General features: G+C 40.7%; 22 protein-coding genes. 4 read left to right on the top strand and 18 right to left on the bottom strand.

What is annotated here, in order from left to right:
- Positions 1-57 precede the first annotated feature (57 nt).
- The 8 genes from EKM81_RS00100 to EKM81_RS00135 form a co-directional block, all read right to left on the bottom strand.
- Entirely contained in the window at positions 58-1,650 is a 1,593-nt protein-coding gene (locus EKM81_RS00100; RefSeq protein ID WP_125646625.1) for a DEAD/DEAH box helicase, read from the bottom strand.
- A 648-nt stretch (positions 1,651-2,298) separates the two neighbouring features.
- On the bottom strand, positions 2,299-3,672 hold the full coding sequence (locus tag EKM81_RS00105) for a UDP-N-acetylmuramoyl-tripeptide--D-alanyl-D-alanine ligase (protein ID WP_125646628.1): 1,374 nt from the start codon (positions 3,670-3,672) through the stop codon (positions 2,299-2,301).
- Between the two features lie 58 nt (positions 3,673-3,730).
- Positions 3,731-4,825, bottom strand: a complete 1,095-nt coding sequence (locus EKM81_RS00110) for a D-alanine--D-alanine ligase family protein (protein WP_125646630.1) — start codon at positions 4,823-4,825, stop codon at positions 3,731-3,733.
- 518 nt (positions 4,826-5,343) lie between these two features.
- Positions 5,344-5,589, bottom strand: a complete 246-nt coding sequence (locus EKM81_RS00115; protein ID WP_125646632.1) for a type B 50S ribosomal protein L31 — start codon at positions 5,587-5,589, stop codon at positions 5,344-5,346.
- A gap of 97 nt (positions 5,590-5,686) precedes the next feature.
- The gene (locus tag EKM81_RS00120; protein ID WP_125646635.1) at positions 5,687-7,006 is read right to left on the bottom strand and encodes a UDP-N-acetylglucosamine 1-carboxyvinyltransferase; all 1,320 of its coding nucleotides are present in this window, start codon (positions 7,004-7,006) and stop codon (positions 5,687-5,689) included.
- A 1,095-nt stretch (positions 7,007-8,101) separates the two neighbouring features.
- Positions 8,102-9,715 (bottom strand): CTP synthase, encoded by a 1,614-nt coding sequence (locus EKM81_RS00125; protein WP_125646638.1) that lies wholly within the window; start codon positions 9,713-9,715, stop codon positions 8,102-8,104.
- 374 nt (positions 9,716-10,089) lie between these two features.
- Positions 10,090-10,791, bottom strand: a complete 702-nt coding sequence (gene rpoE, locus EKM81_RS00130; RefSeq protein WP_125646641.1) for a DNA-directed RNA polymerase subunit delta — start codon at positions 10,789-10,791, stop codon at positions 10,090-10,092.
- A 43-nt stretch (positions 10,792-10,834) separates the two neighbouring features.
- Entirely contained in the window at positions 10,835-11,263 is a 429-nt protein-coding gene (locus EKM81_RS00135) for a DUF1934 domain-containing protein (protein ID WP_125646645.1), read from the bottom strand.
- A gap of 297 nt (positions 11,264-11,560) precedes the next feature.
- Here EKM81_RS00135 and EKM81_RS00140 point away from each other — a divergent pair, with 297 nt between their 5' ends.
- The 3 genes from EKM81_RS00140 to mscL all read left to right on the top strand — a co-directional run bounded on the left by EKM81_RS00140 (position 11,561) and on the right by mscL (position 14,230).
- A complete protein-coding gene (locus EKM81_RS00140) occupies positions 11,561-12,370 on the top strand; it encodes a lipoyl protein ligase domain-containing protein (RefSeq protein ID WP_125646648.1) in 810 nt (269 codons plus the stop codon).
- Positions 12,371-12,386: 16 nt separating this feature from the next.
- The gene (locus EKM81_RS00145) at positions 12,387-13,742 is read left to right on the top strand and encodes an HD domain-containing protein (protein WP_125646651.1); all 1,356 of its coding nucleotides are present in this window, start codon (positions 12,387-12,389) and stop codon (positions 13,740-13,742) included.
- Between the two features lie 92 nt (positions 13,743-13,834).
- Positions 13,835-14,230: a large conductance mechanosensitive channel protein MscL gene (mscL, locus tag EKM81_RS00150; protein WP_125646654.1), complete on the top strand. Its 396-nt coding sequence runs from the start codon at positions 13,835-13,837 to the stop codon at positions 14,228-14,230.
- Positions 14,231-14,616: 386 nt separating this feature from the next.
- Here mscL and EKM81_RS00155 read toward each other — a convergent pair whose 3' ends face one another.
- The 8 genes from EKM81_RS00155 to metG form a co-directional block, all read right to left on the bottom strand.
- Positions 14,617-15,582 (bottom strand): ribose-phosphate diphosphokinase, encoded by a 966-nt coding sequence (locus EKM81_RS00155; RefSeq protein ID WP_125646657.1) that lies wholly within the window; start codon positions 15,580-15,582, stop codon positions 14,617-14,619.
- Positions 15,583-15,615: 33 nt separating this feature from the next.
- Positions 15,616-17,004 (bottom strand): bifunctional UDP-N-acetylglucosamine diphosphorylase/glucosamine-1-phosphate N-acetyltransferase GlmU, encoded by a 1,389-nt coding sequence (gene glmU / locus EKM81_RS00160; RefSeq protein ID WP_125646660.1) that lies wholly within the window; start codon positions 17,002-17,004, stop codon positions 15,616-15,618.
- A gap of 598 nt (positions 17,005-17,602) precedes the next feature.
- Complete coding sequence (gene purR / locus EKM81_RS00165; RefSeq protein ID WP_125646663.1) at positions 17,603-18,430, bottom strand: pur operon repressor; 828 nt, start codon at positions 18,428-18,430, stop codon at positions 17,603-17,605.
- A 226-nt stretch (positions 18,431-18,656) separates the two neighbouring features.
- Entirely contained in the window at positions 18,657-18,899 is a 243-nt protein-coding gene (locus EKM81_RS00170) for a Veg family protein (protein ID WP_125646666.1), read from the bottom strand.
- Positions 18,900-19,022: 123 nt separating this feature from the next.
- Positions 19,023-19,913 carry a 16S rRNA (adenine(1518)-N(6)/adenine(1519)-N(6))-dimethyltransferase RsmA gene (gene rsmA, locus EKM81_RS00175; RefSeq protein ID WP_125646669.1) on the bottom strand — a complete coding sequence of 297 codons (891 nt, stop codon included), beginning with the start codon at positions 19,911-19,913 and terminating at the stop codon, positions 19,023-19,025.
- Positions 19,906-20,466, bottom strand: coding sequence for a ribonuclease M5 (gene rnmV, locus EKM81_RS00180; RefSeq protein WP_125646672.1), 561 nt, complete (start codon positions 20,464-20,466; stop codon positions 19,906-19,908). Before rnmV ends, rsmA begins: the two co-directional genes overlap by 8 nt.
- Positions 20,463-21,245 carry a TatD family hydrolase gene (locus tag EKM81_RS00185; RefSeq protein WP_125646676.1) on the bottom strand — a complete coding sequence of 261 codons (783 nt, stop codon included), beginning with the start codon at positions 21,243-21,245 and terminating at the stop codon, positions 20,463-20,465. The genes rnmV and EKM81_RS00185 overlap by 4 nt, the downstream gene beginning before the upstream one ends.
- Positions 21,246-21,254: 9 nt before the next feature.
- Positions 21,255-23,252 carry a methionine--tRNA ligase gene (metG, locus tag EKM81_RS00190; RefSeq protein ID WP_125646679.1) on the bottom strand — a complete coding sequence of 666 codons (1,998 nt, stop codon included), beginning with the start codon at positions 23,250-23,252 and terminating at the stop codon, positions 21,255-21,257.
- 80 nt (positions 23,253-23,332) lie between these two features.
- On the opposite strand from metG, the gene EKM81_RS11045 reads away from it, so the two are divergent.
- Entirely contained in the window at positions 23,333-23,476 is a 144-nt protein-coding gene (locus EKM81_RS11045; RefSeq protein WP_164509128.1) for a hypothetical protein, read from the top strand.
- Between the two features lie 72 nt (positions 23,477-23,548).
- Here EKM81_RS11045 and EKM81_RS00195 read toward each other — a convergent pair whose 3' ends face one another.
- Complete coding sequence (locus tag EKM81_RS00195) at positions 23,549-24,016, bottom strand: hypothetical protein (protein ID WP_164509129.1); 468 nt, start codon at positions 24,014-24,016, stop codon at positions 23,549-23,551.
- A 261-nt stretch (positions 24,017-24,277) separates the two neighbouring features.
- Positions 24,278-25,429 carry an ABC transporter ATP-binding protein gene (locus EKM81_RS00200; RefSeq protein ID WP_125646684.1) on the bottom strand — a complete coding sequence of 384 codons (1,152 nt, stop codon included), beginning with the start codon at positions 25,427-25,429 and terminating at the stop codon, positions 24,278-24,280.
- Between the last annotated feature and the right edge of the window lie 153 nt (positions 25,430-25,582).

Here is a 25,582-nt window from a genome sequence, read left to right on the forward strand (position 1 = left end):
AGTCAGTGAAGCTGCTCTAATTTAACAATTGATGGTCGTCATAACACTAAGCTTGAATTAGTCGTTATTTTTACGAATTGTAAATTGACGTTTGCCAGAACCTTCATGACCACGATTGCCATGGTTATTATTACCACGACTATTGTGATTACTACTATGATTGCCACCATTACGACGACTGCTATCGCGGTCACGATCATGACGGTAGCCACCTTCACGATGATCACCACGGCCATTGCCGCCGCGATTACCACGATAACCACCACCATTACGATGACCACCATGACTGTTGCCATGGCCATTGCCACGACTATTACGTGACGTCTTACGGCTTGGTAATGGTCGTTCTGGCGCAATATGAACTGGTACTGAACTTGGATCAGTTACCATCGAACGCAATAAAATAGCTGCTAATTCTTCTGGTGAATACTTCTCCAATAAGTCGCTAGCTGCACCTTCAAAACGTGCCAAGTCCTGATTTTCAGCAATATTAGCAACTTCTTTCAAAGCTGCTTGAACTTGGCCGTGAAGTGCTTCTTTAGCCGTAGGTGGCTTCAACGGTGTAATGCGCACCCGAGTTAAGTCCTCGATACCACGAAGGTAGCTGGTTTCATTAGGGGCAATAAAGGTTACTGCAACCCCGGTAGCACCGGCCCGGCCAGTCCGACCAATCCGATGAACATAGCTATCAGGATCTTGAGGAATATCGTAGTTATACACATGAGTCACACCACTAATATCAAGACCACGAGCAGCAACATCTGTGGCAACTAAGAATTGTAATTCACCATTCTTAAATTGACGTAATACACTCATCCGCTTTTGCTGAGTTAAATCACCGTGGATACCTTCAGCATTGTAACCGCGAGCTTGTAATCCCTTAGTCAATTCGTCAACACGACGTTTTGTACGACCAAAGATCAAAGCTAATTTGGGATTTTGAACGTCGAAGAGACGTGTCATAATATCAAAACGTTCAAATTCCTTTGCACGAATATAATACTGATCAATTAAATCAGCAGTTAATTCTTTAGACTTAATTTTAACAATTTGCGGATTGTTCATGAAACGTTCCGCAATACTCATAATTTGTTTAGGCATTGTTGCTGAGAATAACAGCGTTTGATGCTCATTAGGAACGTGGGTCAAGATACTTTCGATATCTTCTACAAAACCCATGTCTAACATTTCATCTGCTTCATCAAGCACGACTGTCTTAATATGGTCTAGCTTAACAGTACGACGATTAATATGGTCTAACAAACGACCAGGTGTCCCAACTAGTACTTGGGGATGGTTCTTCAAGTTACGAATTTGTCGACCAATATCTGAGCCACCATAAACGACTTGTGCTTTGACTCGTTTGATACCGCCTAACCGTTGAATTTCTTCTTGGGTTTGCATTGCTAATTCACGCGTTGGTGAAATGACTAATGCTTGGATATCTGGTTCATCTAAATCAACTTTTTGAGCGATTGGTAAACCAAAAGCTGCAGTTTTACCAGTACCTGTTTGAGCTTGGCCTAAAACATCATCGCCAGCCAAAACTAAAGGAATGGTTTGTGCTTGAATCGGTGTTGCTTCATCAAAACCGGCACGCTCAACACTTTTGAGTAATGCGGGTTCAAGATTTAATTCTGAAAATTTCAAGAAAGGTCCTCCTCTGTATTGAAAAAAACAATCACAACACAGCAGACAATTTCTCGACAAATGAATCTACTTACATATCTGTTTGCAATCACTTTTTTCTTCAACGCTACTTATAGGGCGTTCTTCATATACTAACATTTTAACGTGAAAACCACAAGCAAAATACTCGACTGTGTTTTCTGAAAACGTGCGCAAGATTGTCTCGTCAATTTTTTTGCGAAAGAGATTATTTTTTTATTAAGCATCAATATTTGCCAGGATTCTTTCATAAGAATCGCCACTGACCAAATTAAACCTGCGTGCAAGCTGCCATAAAGAAGCTTATCTAATAGGCATAAGCAAAAAAGGCGGCTGGAACATCAGTCTATTCTCCAAAAAATAAAACGAACACCACCGGATCAAACGTGTTCTCAAACGGCAACCGACGCCGCTTAACGTAAAAATAACGAGCAATTCTAGCAAAATGCAGAATTGTTCGTTATTTTATGCCACCGCTCAGCGACTGATTGTCTTTTGTTAAAATCGCTTGTCATTGAGCGGAAACGATTGACTTTTGCAACCAAAGCTTTAATTATTAATTACTTTTCTCTAAAACTAATTTACGTTGCCGCTTCGTATTTTTTTATTACTTGCTATCAGGAGCAGCTGCTAACGTAAAGCTGCTAAAACTTGATTTAGTTTCATGCCATTACTAGCTTTAAGTAAGACCGTATCACCAAAATGAACATTATCTTTTAAATCAGCGATTAATGCTGACTGCTGATCTTGCGGATAGTAGTGCAACTGGGCAGCAGGATAGACCTTGACCAGACGTGCTTGTAACGCTGCCATGAGATTACCGTACAAATAAACTTCTTGAACTTGTTGAGGCATAATCTCGTCAGCCAGCTCAGCATGTAGCTTGGGCGCCTGCTCACCTAATTCCAACATATCACCCAAGACAACAATATGACGACCAGTTGCTGGCACTTTAACAAAACTACGTAGTACTTCTTTAGTGGCCGTTGGATTAGCATTGTAAACATCACTTAGAATCATTTCTCCAGCATCGCCCTTAAGCCACTGGGTACGATTTTCCGTCGGCTGAAAATTAGCCAAGGCTTGAGCCATTTTCTCAGGATGGACATGATAGTGGCGACCAACTAACAAAGCTGCCAGCGCATTCATCACGTTAAATTCACCCAGCAAAGGAACAGTAAAAGTGACATCGGGCCAACGATTTACTTTAAATTCGCTGTGATCTTGAGTTAGCGCCACTTTTTCTGGATAAAGATAATTCGTCTGTGTAAGACCAAAAGTTCGCGGTTCAAATTTCTTTGCCCGCGTGGTCAACAAAGGTTCATCCCCATTGATAATCAACAGGCCATCTTCCTTCAAGCCACTGGTAATCTCCATCTTAGCATCAGCAATTTTATCGCGAGTCCCAAAGAACTCAATATGTGCCTCACCAATCATGGTGATAACCGCCACATCAGGTTCAACTAAATTACTTAAGAAGGTCAGTTGGCCGGGACGATCCATACCCATTTCCACCACAAGAACCTCAGTATTAGTCTCCATAGCTAGAATGGTTAGCGGAACACCAATTTCATTATTGAAATTAGCAATTGTCTTCGTCACATTATGCTGGGTTGCAAGAATGGCCGCCGTCATATCCTTCGTCGTGGTTTTACCATTACTACCAGTAATCGCCACCACTTTAGGATTGACCTTCATCAAATAATACTTAGCTAAACACTGCATAGCAGTTAAAACATCATCAACCTCGATCACGATAATGTCACTAGGTTGATTCGGATGACCAGTTTGCCAAAATGTTGCCACAGCACCAGCTGCTTTAGCATTTTCCACAAAGTCATGACCATCACGCTGATCCTTCAATGGTGCAAATAAACTATTTGTCTGCGCTTTGCGACTATCAATAGCAATGCTGGTCACAATTGTTGTTTGATATTTTGTTGCTTGTTGTTCTGGAATCACTGCACCAATTGCCTGCGCAATTTCAGATAATGTCATTTTCATTTAAACTAGGAACCTCACAATAAAAACCCATATTTCAAATCAACTACAACTTTTATTATTACAAGTTAGCAGCAATCTGATGTTTCACTTGATAACGTTCTAACCCTAACTGAATCAATTGGTCAATTAATTCAGGGTAACTAACACCACTAGCTTGCCACAAATAAGGATACATTGAAAACTCGGTAAAACCAGGCATCGTTTGAATCTCGTTCATATAAACCTGTCCATCTTCAGCCAAGAAGAAATCAGCCCGTGTTAAACCAGCGCCACCAACAGCATTAAAGGCCGTGATGGCATACTTCTGAACATCAGCTAACTGAACGCCATTAATAGCAGCCGGAATAATTAACTTCGTCGTACCATCAACAAATTTAGATTCATAGTCGTAGAAGTCTTGTTTCTTACCAATTTCACCAGCAATCGATGCCTTAGGATGATTGTTGCCTAAAATACCGACGGCAAGTTCTCGCGCCTTATGAACAGCAAACTCAACAATGACACGATCATCATATTTAAAAGCAGCCTCAATGTCAGCCGCTAAAGCCTCTTTGTCTAAACACTTGCTGACCCCAATACTGGAGCCGGCATTGGCAGGCTTAACATAAACTGGAAAGCCTAACTTTTCAGCAATTTGATCAAGGATTGCTTGTTTATCTGCCGCTTTTTCAAAATGATTGGCCAAAACTGGTACATAAGGCACTTGTGGAATACCAAATTCGTCAAAAATAATTTTCGACATAATTTTATCCATTGCTACAGCTGATGCCCGAATCTCGGACCCCACATAAGGAACATTTAATACTTCAAGCAAACCCTGAATCGTACCATCTTCACCAAAAGTCCCATGAATCATTGGAAAAACAACTGCATCGTCAGCATTAGTGATCTCATCAAAATCAAACTTAGTACCTAAAGACAGTGCTGGCGCCGCTTGCCATTCAGCATGATCAGCAACCTCAAGCTTCAAGTTAATCTCAGCAGCCACTGGCGCAGTCAAAGGTAACCCCTTAATAAATTGAGCCTGATGAGTGATGTAAACTGGAATAACTTGATACTTTTGATAATCAATTGCCCCTAAAGCGGACCGAGTACTCATAACCGTCACATCATGCTCAACTGTCCGTCCACCATACATGAGGTAAAGTTTCATAAATTGTTGACCTCCTAAAAATCATCTAAGCATAGATAAAGCAACTACTAAAATCCTGATATAAGCTCTATTCTACCCTTTTAAGAAACAATAGCCAATAGAAAAGAGTGTGAGGGGCAACGCTCTTTTGGCGTAGCCTAACTTCAAATAATGATTTGAGCTGGTGCAACCAGATCGAAGCATTATTTAAGTTAGGCCTAGCCATTTGTTGCCCCGAACACATTTCAATCAAATCAGGAAATTAGCAATTAACTTAGCCTAATACTTTTATCTAAATAAATTATTATTACTAAGACCCAGTATTGCCATCAGCCGAAGTGGGTCGCTACTCCGGTTATGTTTCGTCGTCACCTCGCAATAATCTGATTTATAAATTGACAGTCTTGAAACTATAAAAATACTCCAAATGAAGATTTTTTTCAAGCCAAATATCAACTTGAGCATATTATTGCGCGATAAAAAAACTAGGCCCTCGGTAAGATACCAAGAACCTAGTCTTAAAACCATCAAAGTTTGGCTTACTTGTTCAAACCATACTTCTTGTTGAAACGATCGACACGACCATCTGCTTGAGTAAACTTTTGCTTACCAGTGTAGAATGGATGTGAATCTGAAGAAATTTCAACACGAACTAATGGCAAAGTTTCGCCTTCAAATTCGATTGTTTCTTTAGAGTTTTTAGTTGAACCAGAAACAAATTTGAAACCTGTTGCTGAGTCCATGAAAACTACTTTATGATAATCTGGATGAATACCTTTTTTCATAATTCCTTACTCCTTTTCCCTAATGTATTTGCTACACTAGAGTCCAATTTACGTAAATAACCTGACAATACATAATATTAGCATAAAGCAACTATGATTACAATGCTTTTTTCTCTAAAACTGCGACAGGATCAGTTGTCTCACTAGTAGTACTTTCTTCATCAACAATTGCCACATCAGCGCCAAGCTTCCGCAATTTCTGAACAACATCGCCATAACCACGTAGAATATTTTCAACTTTATGAATCGTCGTGGTGCCATCCGCCATTAATCCAGCAATCATTAACGCTGCACCAGCACGGATTTCATCAGCATTAACATCAGTTCCTTGCAACTTAGCTGTATGATGTAATAAAATCACATCATTTTCTACAGAGATATTTGCGCCCATGCGAACTAATTCCGGTACGTGCCGAACTCGGCGTGGATAAAGCGTATCAACAATCATACCCTCACCTTGCGCTTTTAAAAGTAACGGCGTGATTGGTTGCTGTAAATCTGTTGCAAAGCCAGGATAAGGCATCGTTTTAATGGTAACCATCTTTAAATCGCCAGTTGGGTAAACATAAATACTATCTTCTACGATATCAAATTGAACACCAATTTCTTCCATTTTAGCTAGGAAAGAATCCAAATGTTCACTAATAATATTTTTAACAGTAATACCATTACCAACAGCTGCGGCCAATGACAAATAAGTTCCTGCTTCTATCCGGTCAGGAATAATCGTATGAGAATTCGTGGCATACAGATGAGGCACCCCTTCAATCCGAATAGTGTCAGTCCCAGCACCACGAATTCGCGCACCCATGTTATTTAGAAAAGTTGCTAAATCAATAATTTCCGGCTCTTTAGCCACATTTTCAATAATGGTCGTCCCAGTTGCTCTCACTGCAGCCAAAATAACATTGACGGTAGCGCCAACGGAAGCCATATCAAAATAAATTTTGGCGCCATGAAGCCCATCATCTGGCGCCTGGATAAACATTGCCCCATGTTCATTGCTAACCGTTGCGCCTAAGGCTTCAAAGCCCTTAATATGTTGATCGATCGGTCGCGGACCAATATCATCGCCACCAGGCAAGCCAACAATTGCCCGACCAAAGCGTCCTAACAACGCACCCATAAAGTAATAAGAAGCACGTAAACTTTTAATTTTACCATTTGGTAATGGTTTCGAGATAATTTGTGTTGGATCTATTTCTAAGCAACAATCATTAAGGGTCGAGGAAACATTCATGTCAGCCAAAATTGCCCGTAAATTGTCGACATCTTGAATATGAGGAACACTATCCAACTTCACTTTGGATTCTGAGAGAATAGCAGCTGGAATAATGGCAACAGTGCTATTCTTAGCACCATCAATAGCAACTTCACCAGAAAGTTTCTTTCCCCCGTGAATAATCATTTTTTTCATGCGGCAGGTTCCTTATCGTCTTTTATCAGTCATTTATTTTAATTAATTATTATTTCGGTTATAAAGTCAGTTCAATAAAAACGTTCACGAGTAATGAAGCCCAAAGCTTCAGATGCGTTCTAAATTTCGAACGAGTCATCACTACATATGATAAAGAATTTTTACTGAAAATACAAGGGCCATCACTTGGTCTGTAACTAGTTTGATATAACGCCGTAACGCCTGAAATCAAGACTTGATACACTTGCCAAATACTTAAACTTTCTGTAAATAAATATTTTCACCTTGCTAATTGCTAAATTCACCGCTAGACCACGAGCCCAAAAGTTCAAACTACAGTACTGTTTTAAAACAGAATTGCGTTTGACGCCATTGCGGGCGTTTTGGTTGTGGAACGCTGCCGGGATTGATTTGAGCTTATTGCTAACGCAACAATCTCAAATACAGCCCTTTGTCTAACTGCTAAAGTAGCAAGACAAATTTGGCTGCTTCTCGCAAGCTCGTACGCAAATACAAACCCATTGGCTGACAACCACGCCCGCTATTCCGTCTGGAGTTGAATTTGTGCCTTTCACAATTATTAGTAAATAAGGCTGTCCTTGTGGAGTTACTCAACTCGGTCAGACTGATATCAAGTTTGAATAGTAAAACCAAGACTTTCTGATTATTAATCAATCGACAATTCTGTAACGGACTGATTTGGTCAGCTTCAGAAAACTTGTCAATCAAACTATTAGTTCACACCAATCTGCTTTTCCAAGTAGTGGTAATCCGTTCTGTTAGTTTATACCGGTGGTGGCTGGGCGATTAGCGTCAGAGAAGGGGAGTTCTTTGCGTACGAGCGATTTTGCGAGAAGCAGTGAAATTATTGTTGGTGCTTTAGCACTTACAATAAGCCTCGAATTTGAGATTTTCGTAGAAAAGCTCACTAAATTAGCTAAGTTTGCCCAGCCAAACTTGAATTTATTAATAGTTTGAAACAAAAAAATATCGTGTTAACAACTTCTATGGCAGAAGTGTCAACACGATATTGCATTTATGACTGTTTTATCGTCCCACCACTAACGCTATTGGTGAGGAAGTCGCGGCACTATTTTACCATGGATGTTCTGGTAAATCTGAAGCTGCTTTGACGAAGGCCTTGAACAAGCCTTCAGGGCGCATTGGTCGGGACAAAAATTCAGGATGGTATTGCGCCGCTACGAAGAATTTCTGTTTTGGTAATTCGATGACTTCAACTAAGCGGTTATCCGGTGACACGCCTGAGAAGACCATCCCATGAGCTTCCATTTCTTCGCGATATTGATTATTGAATTCATAACGATGACGATGACGCTCTTGGATAACACTTTGATTGCCATAAGCCGCCGCAGCAACAGAGCCCTTCTTCAATTTACATGGATATAACCCTAAGCGTAAAGTACCACCAATGTTTTCCACATCAGCTTGATCAGCCATTAAGTCAATAATGCGATGCTTTGTTCCCGGATTAACTTCGGTACTATCAGCATCTTGGTAATTTAAGACATTGCGGGCAAATTCGACACAAGCCATCTGCATCCCTAAACAAATACCTAGGAAAGGAATATTATGTTCGCGCGCATATTTGATGGCCGTAATTTTACCTTCAAGGCCACGATTACCGAAACCACCAGGCACTAAAATGCCTTGAGTATCACCCATTAATTCAGCAATATTCTCTTCGGTCACATCCTCAGCTTGAACTTTAACGAGTTCAATATCAGAGTCATACATATAGCCCGCATGCTTAAGCGCCTCAGTAATTGAAATATAGGCGTCTTGCAGCTCAACATATTTACCAACCAATGTGATTTTGGTTTTATGATTTAAATGTTGGACCCGATCTTCCAGCTTTTGCCATTGGGTCATATCAGCAGTTGGGGTATCCAAATACAAATAATCGCAGACAATTTGATCCATGTGTTGCTTTTGTAAGTTTAACGGAATTGAATATAAGGTTGAAACGTCACGTGATTCAATCACTGCTTCAGGATCAACATCACAGAATAAGGCAATTTTATCCCGCATTTCTTGAGAAATTGCTTGTTCAGTCCGAACGACTAAAATATTGGGTTGAATTCCCAAGCCACGTAATTCCTTCACACTATGCTGGGTCGGCTTTGTTTTCATTTCGCCGGCAGCGCGCAAGTAAGGAATCAAAGTTGTATGGATATAAATAACATTCTCAGCACCAACTTGTGACTTCATTTGCCGCAAAGCTTCCAAATAAGGCAAGGACTCAATATCGCCAACGGTCCCACCAACTTCAGTAATAATCACATCAGAATCGGTTGTATTGGCAGCGCGCATGATGCGATCCTTGATCATATTGGTAATATGAGGAATAACCTGGACAGTGGCACCATTGTAATCGCCCTTACGTTCTTTTTGTAGCACTTCAGAGTAAATCTTACCAGTAGTGACATTTGAGTATTTATTGAGATCATTATCAATGAAGCGTTCATAATGACCTAAATCCAGATCGGTTTCTGCGCCATCATTGGTGACAAAAACTTCACCGTGCTGATAAGGATTCATTGTGCCGGGATCGATATTGATGTAAGGGTCAAATTTCTGCATCGTTACTTTTAAGCCCCGATTTTTCAAAAGTCGGCCTAAAGAGGCAGCTACAATTCCTTTACCTAAAGATGAAACAACTCCACCAGTCACAAAAATATATTTGGTCATTTTGACACTCCTTCTATTTTTCTCCACGAGGTCGGTCCTAAGAACGATTATTTAAACAACGATTTTGAAACGTGTTGTGGCCAGCAGTGACCTCCGCTTAATCGACTTCTGAAACGTGCTCAAAGTGACAACTTCTTCCGCTTAACAAGTAATTTTTGATAATCATTAACCTGATTATCAAAAAATTCATGTTAATGCTCAGAAGCTAACCGTCACCTTGAGCACTCTCAAAAACTAAAACAAGCCCCCTATTCTGAGAATAGGGAGCTTGCAGCATAATCGTCGTTTTAAAATAAAAACTAAGGTGCCCAAAAAATATCCTACCGAAAAATTAGCTGGGCGTCAAGCTGATTTAGCAGATTTTTCAATTAATCTTACTTGTTAGCGGAATCATCGTCTGATTCTGAATCCGAATCATCTTCGTCGTCATCGTCATCTTGATCTTCATCATCATCAGAACTGAAATCAGCATCAGTATTATCAACTAATTCATCATCGTTGAATTCAGATAATTGACCTTCGATCCCATCATCCAACTCATTGTCATCTTCATCATCATCGCTTGGTTCATCGAGATGGTTTAGATTGTTCTTAAAGTCATTTGATTTCGTGGTTGTTTCATCATCATCTTCGTCATCATCAGTTGGTTCAACATCTTCATCATCGTCGGCGTCATCATTATCTTCAGGATCATCATCATTGTAATCAATGACATCATCATCATCAGAGACATCAGCCAAGAAGGCATTAACCTTACGACGACGCTTCTTACGTGGGCGTTCCTCATCGTCTTCAGGATGGTTGACTTCTTCATCAATGGATTCGTATGAGTACCATTCACGGAGACCCCAAACGTTCTCACCTAAAGAAATAAAGCTACCATCCATATTTAAATCCGTATAAAACTGGCCTAAGCGACTTCGAATTTCTGTATCGCTAGCACCTAAATAACTTTGTAATTCGTTAACGAGATCAGCAAAAGGCATTGCTTCACCGCGCACTTCCAAGATGGCGTGAGCGACTTCGATCATCGATAATTCGGATTTTTTTTGGCCCGCAAAAACGTCTAATTCCATTGGGGACACATCCTTTCAGCAGTCTATCCTTAATAATACTCGCCTATTTATTGAAAATCAATCGTAATTCATATTTTCCTAACAAGTTATCACCACTAAACAGCTGATAATCAACTGCTATTTGACCGGTTAAATGCGGCAGGTCGAGCTCAACTTGAAACTTTGTTGTTTGCGTTGTCAGCGCCAAGTTGCCATAGACGGTTTGGTATTGTCCGGTGGTCGTTTGCTGTTCCTGAAACAATAGTTGTGAACGTAATTCCGTTGTACCGCGAGTTAGCAGTAACTGATCAGTTTGAAGCTTGAACGTCACTGGCACCGCAGGCTGCTCACCTTGATGTTCTTGATAACGCAAATAAAGTGTTGTTCCTTTTTGCGTTAGCTCACCAGTTTCAGTGAATTGGTGGGTTTCAATGACACCCCCTTGGTCAATTTTGGTCGTTAGTTGGACCTGGATGGCTGTGTGTGGCACCATCGATCATCCCTCATTTCTTTCTACATCATCCTTAATAGCTCTGACACTCTCTTAATTCTAAGGGTAGCCTCAGCAACTTGCAAGTCAGCTAATCATTACTAGCGCCTGCAAGATACCATGGTAGCTTTCCTGCTGGCCAATCTGGGTAAACCCCTAACTAAATATCAGCCATTTGAAGTTGCGCGCGTTACCAGCCACTTAAATTAGTAGACTTCCCTAGCAATTTCTTTGCGCAGGCTAACTTTATTAAGCTATACTATACATAGTCCAATAATTATTCAATCGTGTGGTGAAATAATGCTGACAAAATTACCTCAAGTACTCGATTTTTATCAAACCGACTATGCTATCGCAACTCGTTGGCAGCCATTTGCTGACACACAGTTATTCATGCAATTAGTGAATCAAACCCAGCGGCCCATGCTCCATTATTGGACTTTACCACAAACAATCATTTTAGGGTTACGTGATCAGCGACTGCCAAATGTTCAAGCTGGTCTCGATTTTCTTCATCAGCAAGGCTGGTCCTATTTTTATCGTAATTCTGGGGGACTTGGTGTGGTCAGTGATCAAGGTGTGCTAAACCTCTCTTTATTATTGCCTAACACCTTTGAGCTGACTATCAGTCAAGGCTATCAACTTCTAAGTGAGTTGATTCAGGCTAGTTGGCCAACATTACCAATTGAAACTGGTGAAATCAAACACTCTTATTGTCCCGGAACTTACGATTTAAGTATTCACGGACGCAAAATTGCCGGCATTGCGCAACGGCGTAGTCGCGGCGCTACTGCTATCATGCTTTATCTTAGTGTGACAGGTTCACAACAAACTCGAGGCGCTACCATGGCCAAATTTTATCAGTTAAGCCAAGGCCAATCACCGGATTTTCCTCTGGTTCAACCGCAAGTAATGGCTAACTTAAGTGACTTTTTACCGGCTGCAAGCAATAGCACGCAAGTTCAGCAACAAATTAACGGTACTTTGCAACAACATGGCTACCAATTAGTTGGTTCAAGGCTACAGAAACTTGTCCAGCAGCCAGAGTTTAAGCAACAACAGCAATCAGCCTGGCAGAATTTAGCCAGTTATAATCAATCAATTCTTTAAGGAGACGAGTTAACCGATGTCAGAAATCAGCCTGCTACCTCGTGATAAAGTGCTACGTGACCCAGTTCATAATTATATTCATGTCACTTATCAGGTTATTTTAGATTTAATTAATACTTCAGAATTTCAACGGTTACGACGCATTAAGCAATTAGGCGCGTCATCCTATACTTTCCATGGAGCTGAACATTCACGCTTTACCCATTCGGTTGGCGTTTATGAAATCACCCGGCAAATCTGTGATAATTTTGCTCGTAATTACCCTTCAACTAATGGCAGTACAGAACTTTGGGATGATCATGAACGGCTAGTCGCCATGTGTGCCGCCTTACTACATGATATTGGTCATGGCCCTTATTCTCATACGTTTGAGCATATTTTTAATACTGATCATGAGGCCATTACCCGTGAAATCCTGACTTCACCCGATACTGAAGTGAATCACGTCTTGCGTCAAGTTAGTCCTGAATTTCCTGAAGAAGTGGCCAGCGTTATTGGCAAAACTTATCCCAATCCCCAAGTCGTGCAAATGATCAGCAGCCAAATTGATGCCGATCGCATGGATTACTTATTACGTGACGCTTATCATACTGGCACAAAGTATGGCATGTTCGACTTAACCCGGATTCTTCGGGTCATGCGACCATATCGTAACGGCATTGCTTTTGAAGCAAATGGGATGCATGCTGTTGAAGATTATATTGTTTGTCGTTTCCAAATGTACCAACAAGTTTATTTCCATCCTGTTAGTCGCGCGATGGAAGTCATCTTAAACAAATTGTTACATCGAGCAAAATTCTTATACGAACATGGGCAACTAACTGGCGATCAAAAACCAACTTTGCTAATACCTTTTTTAGAAAACGACTTTACTTTATCTGACTACCTTCATTTAGATGATGGTGTGTTAACAACTTACTTTACTTTATGGCGTGATCATCCTGACGACATTCTCCGCGATTTAGTATCACGTTTCCTTGATCGGCGACCACTAAAGTCCGTTCGCTTTACGCCTGAGACCCGCTCATTAATTCCAGAACTCAAACAAATCATTGAAGAGGCTGGCTTCAATCCTGATTACTATACGGCAATTAATGACAGTTACGATCTCCCTTATGATGCTTACGATCCATCTTCAAAAGAACCTAAGACACAAATCGAAATCATCGAACAGGATGGTACTTTGGAAGAATTATCCACAGTCAGTCCAATCGTAGCAGCTATCAGTGGTAAAAGTACTGGTGATGAACGCTTCTTCTTCCCCCGGGAAATGGTCAAACCAACGAGTGACCTGCAACTCTTTGAACCCTTATACGAAAAATTCCAGAAATATTTGCGTAACGATTCCTTGATTAACCCGCACGAAGTCTAAAAACTTGTCCCATACGTTAAAGTAGTTAATTATTAATTTAGGTTAGCAGGCATAATTGCTAGTTTTTAAAAATCATTTAATGAGGTGAGCATATGTTTAAAGAATTCCGTGAATTTGTCTCGCAAGGTAATGTTGTTGATATGGCTATTGGTGTTTTAATCGGTGGTGCCTTCAACGGCCTAGTGGCTTCCTTGACTAAAAATATCTTAGGACCATTAATCGGGATGTTTACTAACTCGGTTGACTTATCATCAATTAGTTTTAAAATTGGTGCCGCTCGTTTCACCATTGGTACTTTCCTCAATGATTTAATTCAATTCTTAATCATGATGTTCGTGATTTTCCTGATTGTTAAATCATTTAATAAGCTGCGGGAACTTGGCAAGACTAAAGCCGAAGAGGAAGCTGCTGAAGTAACCCAACAAGAGCAATATCTGAAAGAAATCCGTGACTTATTAGCACAACAAGAAACGGCCCATAAACAATAGCAAGATTCTGATTGTTTTACAGAAAATTAAACAATCGTAAAAAACACGGTAGTTGTACTAACTTCAATAGTTAGGCAATCACCGTGCTTTTTTGATGGTAATTTTTTGATTTAATAACGCAGCTGACCAAGCAGAACAGAACCTGACGCCATTCTGTCTGGTGTTGAAATGGCTCTACCCTATTTTGAACGTGATTAAGTCAGTGATTGCCAGCTAAATCACTACAATTAACAATGAGCTTTAACAGCTAAAACGTGTTCTCAAAAGGCAATCAGCATCGCTTAATGTCAAAATACCGAGCAATTCTGCGATAGAATTGCTCGGTATTTTATGTTAATGCTCAGCGATTGATCGTTTTTGTCACACGCCGTTTTATCCGTGCTAGTTTACTTCTGTTGGTAACGAGTCACAAATAAAGGACTAACTGGCTCGTCGTTGTAAATACGACTGATAGCATCGCCAATCAATGGTCCAACGGAAACCTGAATCATTTTGTCGATGATCTTATCTTGGGGCAGATTAATCGAATCAGTCACCACTAATTTCTTAATTGGTGAATTAGTGATCCGTTCAATTGCTGGACCTGAAAGAACAGGATGAGTACAAGAAGCATAAACTTCAGTTGCACCAGCATCAACTAAAGCCTGGGCAGCTAATGTGATTGTTCCCGCAGTATCAATCATATCATCAATAATAATGGCCCGTTTACCTTCAACATGGCCAATAATATTCATGATTTCCGCAACGTTCGCACGAGGACGTCGCTTATCAATAATCGCAATTGGTGTTTTTAAGAACTCTGCTAATTTACGAGCGCGACCAACACCACCATGATCAGGTGAAACAACAACGGCATCTTCATTCAAGTGATTCCGCAAGAAATAATCAGCTAATAGTGGTGAGCCCACTAAATGATCAACCGGAATATCAAAGAATCCTTGAATTTGTGGTGCATGTAAATCTAATGCCAAAATTCGATCAGCACCAGCACGTTGTAACATATTAGCGACTAATTTCGCCGTAATCGGTTCCCGTGCTCTCGTCTTACGGTCTTGCCGCGCGTAACCATAATATGGAATGACCACATTAATGTTCTTGGCTGAAGCTCGCCGTAAGGCATCGATCATAATCAACAATTCCATCAAATTATCATTAACTGGTGCTGAAGTTGATTGAATTAAAAAGACATCAGCTCCCCGAATACTTTCGTCAATATTAATTTGAATTTCTCCATCAGAGAAACGCGTTACTGACGACTTGCCTAAGGGCACCCCGACAGCAGCGGCAATTTTCTCAGCTAAGGGCTTATTGGAATTTAAAGCAAAAATCTTGAGCTTTGATTCAGTTGTCATTGTTTCCTCCTAAGAATACGCACTCCCTTAATTCTAATGCCATTCTGGGTCTTGGGCAAGCGGTAATTTATCCCAATAGTCATTTTTATTTGTTTGACGGGCACGGGCAATTGCCATTGCGTGCTTAGGAATATCATCAGTAATCGTTGAGCCAGCTGCGATAAAGCTATGATCAGCCATCTCAACCGGGGCAATAATATTAGAATTACTGCCAATAAAACTATGACTGCCAATATTAGTATGGAACTTATGAACACCATCATAATTAACAAAGACCACACCACAGCCCACGTTGATATCAGTGCCCAAAGTTGCATCGCCAACATAAGTTAGATGACCAACTTTAGTGCGATCACCAATCGTGGCGTTTTTAACTTCGCAGAAATTACCAATATGCACATCATGACCGATGTTTGCTTTAGGACGTAAGTGACTATTGGGGCCGATGTTTGAACCACTGGCCATCTTTGCTTCTTCAATCGTCGAACTAGTGACATGGACGTGATCAGCAATTTGACTGTCAACAATTTCCGAATTGGAACCAATATAACAATCAGAACCAATTGTTGTCTGACCTTTTAAATTAACCTGACCTTCAATCACTGTATCGTTGCCGATTTTAACATCCACATCAATATAAGTTGTATCTGGATTGACCATCGTCACACCATTACGCATATGAGCTTCATTGATCCGTTGTTGCATGATCCGCGTCGCATTTGATAATGCCACCCGATCATTAACACCTAATGATTCTGTAAAATCAGGCGTTTGATAAGCCGCGACAATCTCGCCTTGGTTTTTCAAGATTTGAATCACATCTGTTAGATAATATTCACCTTGCGCATTATGATTTGTTACCTGATGTAACGCTTTAAAAAGCGCTTGGTTGTCAAAGCAGAACACGCCCGTATTGATTTCATGAACCGCTGCTTCTTCACGGGTGGCATCTTTCTGTTCAACAATCTTCTCAACAATTCCTAAGTCATTGCGAATAATCCGACCGTAACCAGTTGGATCATCAGCCCGGGCCGTTAAAATAGTGGCCTTGGCCCCTTTGGCCTGATGATAGGCAAATAACTTCTCGAAAGTTTTAGCTGTCAATAGTGGTGTGTCACCATTGACAATCAAGGTCATCCCTTCCTTATCACCAAGTTGGGCTTCAGTCTGCAAAACCGCATGACCAGTTCCCAATTGCTCTTCTTGAAAAGCGTACTTACTGCGATTGCCAAGTAAGTCTTCAACAGCTTCAGCGCCATGGCCAACAACCGTAACAACTTGCTCAGGATCAGTTAATTCAACCTGCGTCAACACATGATCGACCATGGAACGACCACAAACTTTGTGGAGCACCTTGTACAATTTCGACTTCATTCTGGTACCCTGACCAGCTGCTAGAATTACAGTATAACGCCCTGTCATAATAAGCTTCCCTTCACACTACCAATTTAAATTTAAGGATATCAAGTTTATGATAACTTAACTTCACCTAATTCTCAATATTAATTCACAACAGAGTGTGAGGAGCGATGATCAGACTGCGTAGCATAATTTCAATTATTTGATTGAGCGGTGCAACCGATCGAGCAAATAATTAAATTAGGCCTAGCAGTCTATCGCGCCGAACACGTTTCAACAGAGTGTGAGAGCTGGTGGGTTTTTGGCGTAGTACAATTTCAAATATTTGCATGAGCTGGTGCAACCAGATCGTGTGAATATTTAAATTGTACCTAGCCATTTACCGACCCGAACAGGTTCTGACTCCATTCCGTCTGGAGTTGATGTGAGTACACTTCATTATTGTTAAATGATAAGTCAGCTATAGTGGGTTCACTCAACACCGTTTGATTTCATAAAATTGAATTAAGCACTAAAATAGTCTGCTTAGCAATTTCTGATTTCCAGAAAAATTGTCAAGCAGACTATTAGTTTACTACAAATTGATTTTCTAAAGAGTGGTGCTCAATTTTATTAATTTAGTCAGGCGATTGGAGCAGTCTTGACCAAACTCATACTCATTTTAATCGCTTAATTTATCAAGGTAGTTACCTAATTCAACTTTGATTTCACTATTTTGGGTATCCACAGCAACCACATTTAGCAATGAGGTATAATCACTTTCAACTCGTTGTCCCGCAAAAGATGCCTCAGCAAAGACGGTAATTCCTACTAGGCTCGCACTAAATTCTTTTAGTAGATCATGCATTCCATGAATTGTGCCACCGCCTTTCATGAAGTCATCAACAATGACCACATGCGCGCCTTCAGCTAGGCTGCGTTTAGACAGCTCCATCTTTTCAATTCGTGAGGAAGAAGCAGACACATAGTTCACACTAACGGTAGCACCTTCCGTAATTTTGGCATCGCGACGAACAATCACAAAAGGTACCCCTAAACAAGTGGCCACACTTTGAGCAATTGGAATTCCCTTCGTTGCAACGGTCATGACTGCATCTACTTGCTGATCAACATATTGGGCTGCAATCAAACGACCAATCATTTTCAAATACAGCGGATTACCTAATAAATCAGACAAATATAAATAACCACCAGGTAACAATCGTTCTTTTTCAGCTAATTTTAATGTCATCAACTTTAAGAAATCACCGGCAATTTCTGAATTAACACCAGGCAAATACTGAACCCCACCAGCTGCTCCTGGTAACGTTTGAATGACACCTAGACCGCGAACTGCAAATGTTCGCTTGATAATTGCCAGATCCTCACTAATTGATGATTTAGCTGAATCATACCGCTTTACAAAAAAAGGTAACGAGATCAACTCCCGGGGATGATCCAGCAAATAACTGGTCATATCAATTAATCGATCACTACGCCGTGTTTTCATATACCCACTCACTCCTCGAATTATTACATCAATTATACCGATACTTTGCAGATAATTCTAGACAATTCTAGATTTATTTTGAATAATGTTCGTTTATTATTAAAATAATCACGTTGCAATGCCAGTAAAGACAGAAATTCATTCAAGGCGCGTTATTTTGGCATAATAAAAAAGTATAGCAACCAATGGCTACCATACTTTTTAGAAAATGTAATCAATTCAAAGCTTAGTTAGCAGCATCGAATTCAATTGCAATTGATTTGGTTAATAAATCGGTATAGCTGTATGAAACTCGTTCAAAAGCATTTTCCTCTTGATTTAAATCAACGACGAAAACAGCCGGATAAGTTTCTTTCAAAGTACCGTGACGCCTTGTAATCTTCTTACGTCCAACCTGTGCGACGACGGTCAAATGTTGACCAATATGATCGTCCAGCTGGTGTTTGATTGTTGCTAGTGACATTGGCATTGGCCTCACTCCTTGTTGAAATTATATCATAAAGTTTATAATTATGCAAGGTTTTTATGATACAGCAAAAGAAACGTTCGGATTAAACCAACGTGTTCCCGTATTGTTCCCTATTTTTAATTTTTAATGTATGAATTTACTAACGGCAGTCGTCAATTCTATAAACTGCTCAATTGATAATTGTTCGCCGCGAATATTTGGCGCTAAGCCTAAATCTGCCAAAATACTAACTAACTCATCGCGATGGTTTTTGCCACAGAGATGTAGTAAGTTATTCAACAAATTCTTGCGTCGTTGCTGGAAACACGATTGGACAACCTGATCAAACATTGCTTGATTAGCAATTTGATAAGGCGATTCATCGTAGCGCGTTAATGTTAGGACCGCTGAATCAACATTAGGCTGGGGTATAAAAGCTGTTTTGGGGACAATCTCGGCAATTTCTGCATGCATTTTAGTCTGTACGCCAATACTTAATGCCCCATAATCTTTATGTCCTGGATGCGCAATGATTCGTTGAGCGACTTCTTTCTGAATCATTAGCACCAAACGATCTGGTTGCACGACCCCATTGATTAATTGAAACATAATTGGCGTGGTAATGTAATAAGGTAAATTAGCCACTACCTTAATTTGACCACTAATTGGCTGATAAGGCGCAAGTAACTCGGCTAAACTTCTTTTGAGAATATCCTGATTAACCACCTGAATATTATCATAAGGCGCTAATGTCTCTGCTAAAATCGGTAACAAGCGCTGATCAATTTCAACCGCAATCACCTGCTTCACGCGCCGAGCCAATTGTTCAGTCAATGACCCAATTCCCGGGCCAATTTCAATCACAGTGTCAGTGGCTGCCAAATCAGCGGCAGCGACAATTGCGCCGAGCACTTTACGATTGGTCAAAAAATTCTGACCCAAACTCTTTTTAAATTTAAAGCCAAATTGATGTAGGATGGCCTGAGTCCGAATCGGATCGGCAATATCTAAACGTTGCGGCTGTTCACTACTCATGAGTTTCCTCCTGATTCATTTTTGTAAGGGCAGTTAAAAACTCATCCCGGCTGATCCGCAGCATGGTCAAACGAGGCAACAACTGTTTACCATTTGCGTAGCCAATATGCAATAAATCACCTAATTGTTCACGGCGTGCCTTAGCATCAGGTCCGGCAATTAAGCCGGCGGTGATCAAGTCATGCTGGGTCAGATCACTAACAAAATCAGGATCCGTCGTCAAAACATTGGTTAGGCAATCCCGTAAAGCTTGGGCTGAAGCATGTTCCACACCTAAACTACCTTTACCACGCGGTTTAGCTAACCGACGTGGTAGGAAAACCTGCTTGGCATCAGGTACCACTTCCAAAACTTTTTGGCGAATTTTCTGACCATTGAAATCCGGATCAGTTAGCACAATGATCGGCCGTTCTTCAGCAGCTGCTTCAATTCGTGCCAAGGTTGCTTCCGAAACCGCTGATCCTTGAGTCTCAATAGTATCAACTGGCCCAAAAACTTCACGCAAGCGCCGAGTGTCGTCGCGACCTTCGACCACAATAATTTCATTAATCATTTATCTGCCTCCAAGCCAAAGACTTTAAGGGTATTGCGATAAGTCTGTGCCGCAATCGTGGCTACTGGCAAACCTAATGTCGTGGCAATTTGCTGGACTGTATAGTAAGTATAACCAGGTTCGTTTTGCCGTCCACGATAAGGCATTGGTGCCAAATATGGGGCGTCTGTTTCTACTAACAATTTATCTAAAGGTACCTGCTTAACCGTTTCACGTAAATAAGCAGCTTTTTTAAAAGTAATCACGCCACTAAAAGATAGATAAGCACCGAGATCCAAGAACCTTGGAGCCCAATCAGGGGTGGCATTAAAACTATGCAGAATAATGTGACCAGCTGGCAGTTGCGCTGCCTGCAAAATTTCATAAGTGTCTGCTAAAGCATCGCGGCTGTGAATTGAGACTGGTAAATTGAATTCCTTCGCTATTTGCAATTGCTGGGCAAAAACTTGACGTTGCACCTCACGCGGCAAACTATCCCAATGATAATCCAAGCCAATCTCACCAACGGCAACAACTTTCGGATCCAGTAACTGTTGCCGCAGAGCTTGTTCAGCCGCAGCGTCAAAGTTTTTGGCATCTTCAGGATGCCAACCAACAACTGCGTACAGTTCTGGAAATTCATGAGCCAATTTGAGCGCACCGGCATTCAAAGTTGGATTAGAGCCAACAATCGCCATCTTCACCACACCTAGTGCCGCGGCCCGTTCAACGAAAAGCGCCTCTTGACCAGCAAAAGGCGTATCGTTTAAATGCGTATGAGAATCAAAAATTTTAGCCAAAAATAACTCCTAACCAATCAATGAGCCATTAGGATGTTCGTCACCAACTAAAGCCAAACGAACTTTACCTTGCTCATCTTCTGAGGACAATAACATCCCATTGGAAATTTCACCACGAATTTTACGCGGTTGTAAATTAGTCACTGCCAAAACTTTATGATGAACTAATTCCTGATATTCAGGATAAAATTCAGCAATACCAGAAAGAATTTGACGATGTTCATTGTGACCCAAGTCCACTTCAAACTTCAATAATTTGTCTGCTTTTTCGACCTTAGCCACTGATAAAATCTCAGCCACGCGAATTTCAACTTCATCAAATTGATTGAAATTGATTTCTGGCTTGGCTTTAGTTTCAACAGTCGCCGCTGGTTTTTGCTCCTTAGCCATTTCTTGTTTGATATAGGCGATTTCTTCGTCACGATCTAAGCGTGGGAAGATTGGTTCGCCCTTCTTAACGACCTGATGATTGGCTGGGAATTCACCAAATTTTGGATCAGCCACTTGTAGCTCAGCTTCTTGTAATCCTAATTGAGCAAAAATCTTCTTAGGGGCATGCGTCATAATTGGTTGAATCAAAATGGCAATGATCCGTAAGCTTTCCGCAAGATGACCCATCACGTTAGCTAATTCATCTTTTTTAGCTGAATCCTTAGCCAAGTTCCATGGTTCAGTTTCGTCAATATATTTATTAGCCCGACTAACGAGTTGCCAAATTTTTTCCAAAGCAGTTGGGAATTGATAATGGGTCATTGCCGTTTGATAATCAGCAATCACTTGCGTTGCTGTTTCAGCTAACTCGCGATCGGCCGCAACACTTTCACTTAACACTGATGGCACCACGCCACCCTCGTATTTATTGATCATCGCCACGGTCCGATTCAATAAATTACCTAAATCATTGGCCAAATCGAAATTAATCCGATCAATATAATCTTCTGGGGTAAAGACGCCATCATGACCAAATGGAAAAGCGCGCATCAAGTAATAACGCAAGGGATCCAAGCCGTAACGATTGACTAACATTTCTGGATAGACCACGTTGCCCTTAGATTTCGACATTTTACCATTTTTCATTAATAGCCAGCCATGACCATAAACTTGCTTAGGTAATGGTAAATCCAAAGCCATTAAGATAATTGGCCAATAAATTGTATGGAAGCGGACAATTTCCTTACCCACAAAATGAACGTCAGCTGGCCAATATTTCTTGAATAAGCTATCATCGTCACTGCCATAGCCTAAAGCGGTGATATAGTTTAACAAAGCGTCGACCCAAACGTAAACCACATGTTTAGGATTTTCTGGAATTGGCACGCCCCAATTAAAGGTAGTCCGCGACATTGCTAAATCTTCCAAACCAGGTTTAATGAAGTTATTGATCATTTCATTTTTCCGTGATTCTGGTTGAATAAAAGTTGGATTGTCTTCATAGAATTTCAACAAACGATCAGCGTATTTACTCATCTTGAAGAAATAAGATTCCTCACTAACTAACTGAACTTCATGACCTGAAGGGGCCTTACCGCCAATAACTTTACCAGCTTCGTCACGATAGACTTCAGCTAATTGTGACTCAGTAAAGTACTCCTCGTCTGAAACAGAATACCAACCAGTATATTTGCCAAGGTAAACATCACCTTGCTTGATCAAGCGCTCAACAATTTTCTGAACGGCTTTAACGTGATATTCATCCGTCGTCCGAATAAATTTATTGTTGGTAATTTCCAGCATTTTCCAAAGATTCTGAATTCCTGCCGCCATTTTATCAACATAGGCTTGCGGCGTAATGCCTTGTTCTTCAGCCTTTTGTTCAATTTTAAGACCATGTTCATCAGTTCCTGTTAAGAAGAAGACATCATAGCCTTGTAGCCGCATGTAACGAGCTAGACTGTCAGCAGCAATCGTAGTATATGAATTCCCAATTGTTAATTTACCAGAGGGATAATAAATTGGTGTTGTAATATAATAGGTTGGTTTTGCCACAAGAAAAACCTCCAACGACATTTAAGCGTAAATTTAACATGCAAAGCATATTCAGAGAATATTATAGCATAACGAAAACAAGTTGTGAGGCAACGCTAGAATTGATTATTAACAATAGCGAAAAGCCTAATGATGTGCTCAAACGAAATTTCTCAGTTGGTAACGACAATGGTGACAAGACTTCCCCAATTAGGGGTTGGTGGTGGCTGGGCGATTTAGAGGGCGTGGAACATGGTGGGCGTTGATCTGAGACATTTCTGCGAACGGTCTCAGATACAAGCCTTATTCTTGGTAAACAGCAACAGCTTTAGCTTTGCTTATTGCATATCCTCCTGATACTGCAAATCATAACCACGGGCCCAGTCGCGGGCTGCTTGCGCGTAGCCAGCAGCTTCATAAGCATACCAACGATTAGCCAGATCATGCTTCTGAACATAATCCAAGAAATGTCGATAAGGTCTGGCCCGTTGTAAAATGCCCTGTAAAGTTTGATTATTGATTTCATCGGCGAAATCAACGCGGACCTGGTAGGAATCTGGCAAATCATCCTTTTGAATCATAATATATCTCTCGTCCGCAACAGCCGAGCTATTAATCCATTCGACTAAATCTGGATCAAATTCCGTTTCATCATAGTCATCATCGTCGATATCATTGACATCTTCTTGGCTAATGTTAGAAAATTCATTTTCTTGGCGATCATAATAAAATCTGAAATACTCTTCAGAATCAGCAACATCGGAAAGGGTATCTGCTGCTTCCTTTAATGAAAACTTTTGCATCATTTTACCTCCACAAGCTACTTCAACAGTTATAACTAATTCAAAGGTACCACATTTTCATGTTGGGTACATAAGTCGATTTTTAATTGCTGAAATGTGTTCACAAAAAGCAATCGGCTCCGCTTAACGACAAAATCCCGAGCAATTCTCATGAATTGTTCGGGATTTTTCGTTAATGCTCAGCGGCTGATCGCCCTTAGTCACAAGCTGCAAAAAAAATAAGGCTCAAGTGAGCCTTATTTTCCTTCTTTAGGAGAAGTAAGCTTATGCGTTAGCGTCGGCACGATTTTCGGCCTTAGCTTTTTCTACGATAGAATCAGTTGTATCTTTGTCAAAGAAGTGAGCCTTGTTTAAGTCAAAGGCTAATTGTACTTCTTCACCAGGATGATGGAAGTCGCGTGCATCAACCTTAGCAACGTATTCGCTAGAACCAGTTGTTAAGTAGAGTAATGATTCAGCACCAAGTAATTCAGAAACAACGATCTTGCCTTTAGCAGCAGCCTTAGGGAATGTTTCGATGAAGGCTTGTTCAGTATGGATATCTTCAGGACGAACGCCTAAAGTTAAGTCCTTGCCATTATAACCGTCTTCATCAAGAATCTTAGCCCGGCCTTCAGGAACAACAATGTTGATGTCCTTGTTAGCGTCAGTTAAGACACCATTCTCGTAATGAACTTCAAAGAAGTTCATTGCAGGTGAACCAATAAATCCGGCAACGAATTTATTCTTAGGTGTATCATAAACTTCTTGAGGAGTACCAATTTGTTGAACTTGGCCCATTGACATAACAACAATCCGGTCAGCCATAGTCATGGCTTCAGTCTGGTCATGGGTTACATAGATAGTAGTTGTGTTCAAACGTTGATGTAATTTAGCAATTTCAGAACGCATCGTGACACGTAACTTGGCATCCAAGTTAGATAAGGGTTCATCCATTAAGAAGATAGGAGCATCACGGACAATCGCACGGCCTAAGGCAACACGCTGACGTTGACCACCAGATAAAGCAGCTGGTTTACGATCCAAGTAATCTTCCAAGCCTAAAATTTTAGCGGCTTCTTCAACACGCTTCTTGATATCATCTTTTTCGTATTTACGTAATTTCAAACCGAAAGCCATGTTATCAGAAACTGTCATATGTGGATACAAAGCGTAGTTCTGGAATACCATGGCGATGTCACGGTCTTTAGGTGCAACATCATTCATGATCTTGCCGCCGATCTTCAAATCGCCTTTAGTAATATCTTCCAAACCGGCAATCATCCGTAATGTGGTTGATTTACCACAGCCTGAAGGGCCGACAAATACGATAAATTCATGGTCATCAATGTGTAAGTCAAAATCTGATACTGCGAAGTCATTTTCTTCTGCATTTGCATATTGTTTGTAAATGTGATCTAGGTCTACTTTAACCATTTCGAAAAACACCTTTCCTTTTGGAGTACAAATACATCATAAAAGAAAACGATTACCACGACCAGCCCAACCCGCACAAAAAAGCGTTTTCGCAATTGTGCAACCTGCCGAAAGCTGACAGTCAATAGTGGTCTAATGACCAAATATTGAGAT

Source organism: Lapidilactobacillus gannanensis (genome assembly GCF_003946675.1).
GTDB classification, from domain to species: Bacteria; Bacillota; Bacilli; order Lactobacillales; family Lactobacillaceae; genus Lapidilactobacillus; species Lapidilactobacillus gannanensis.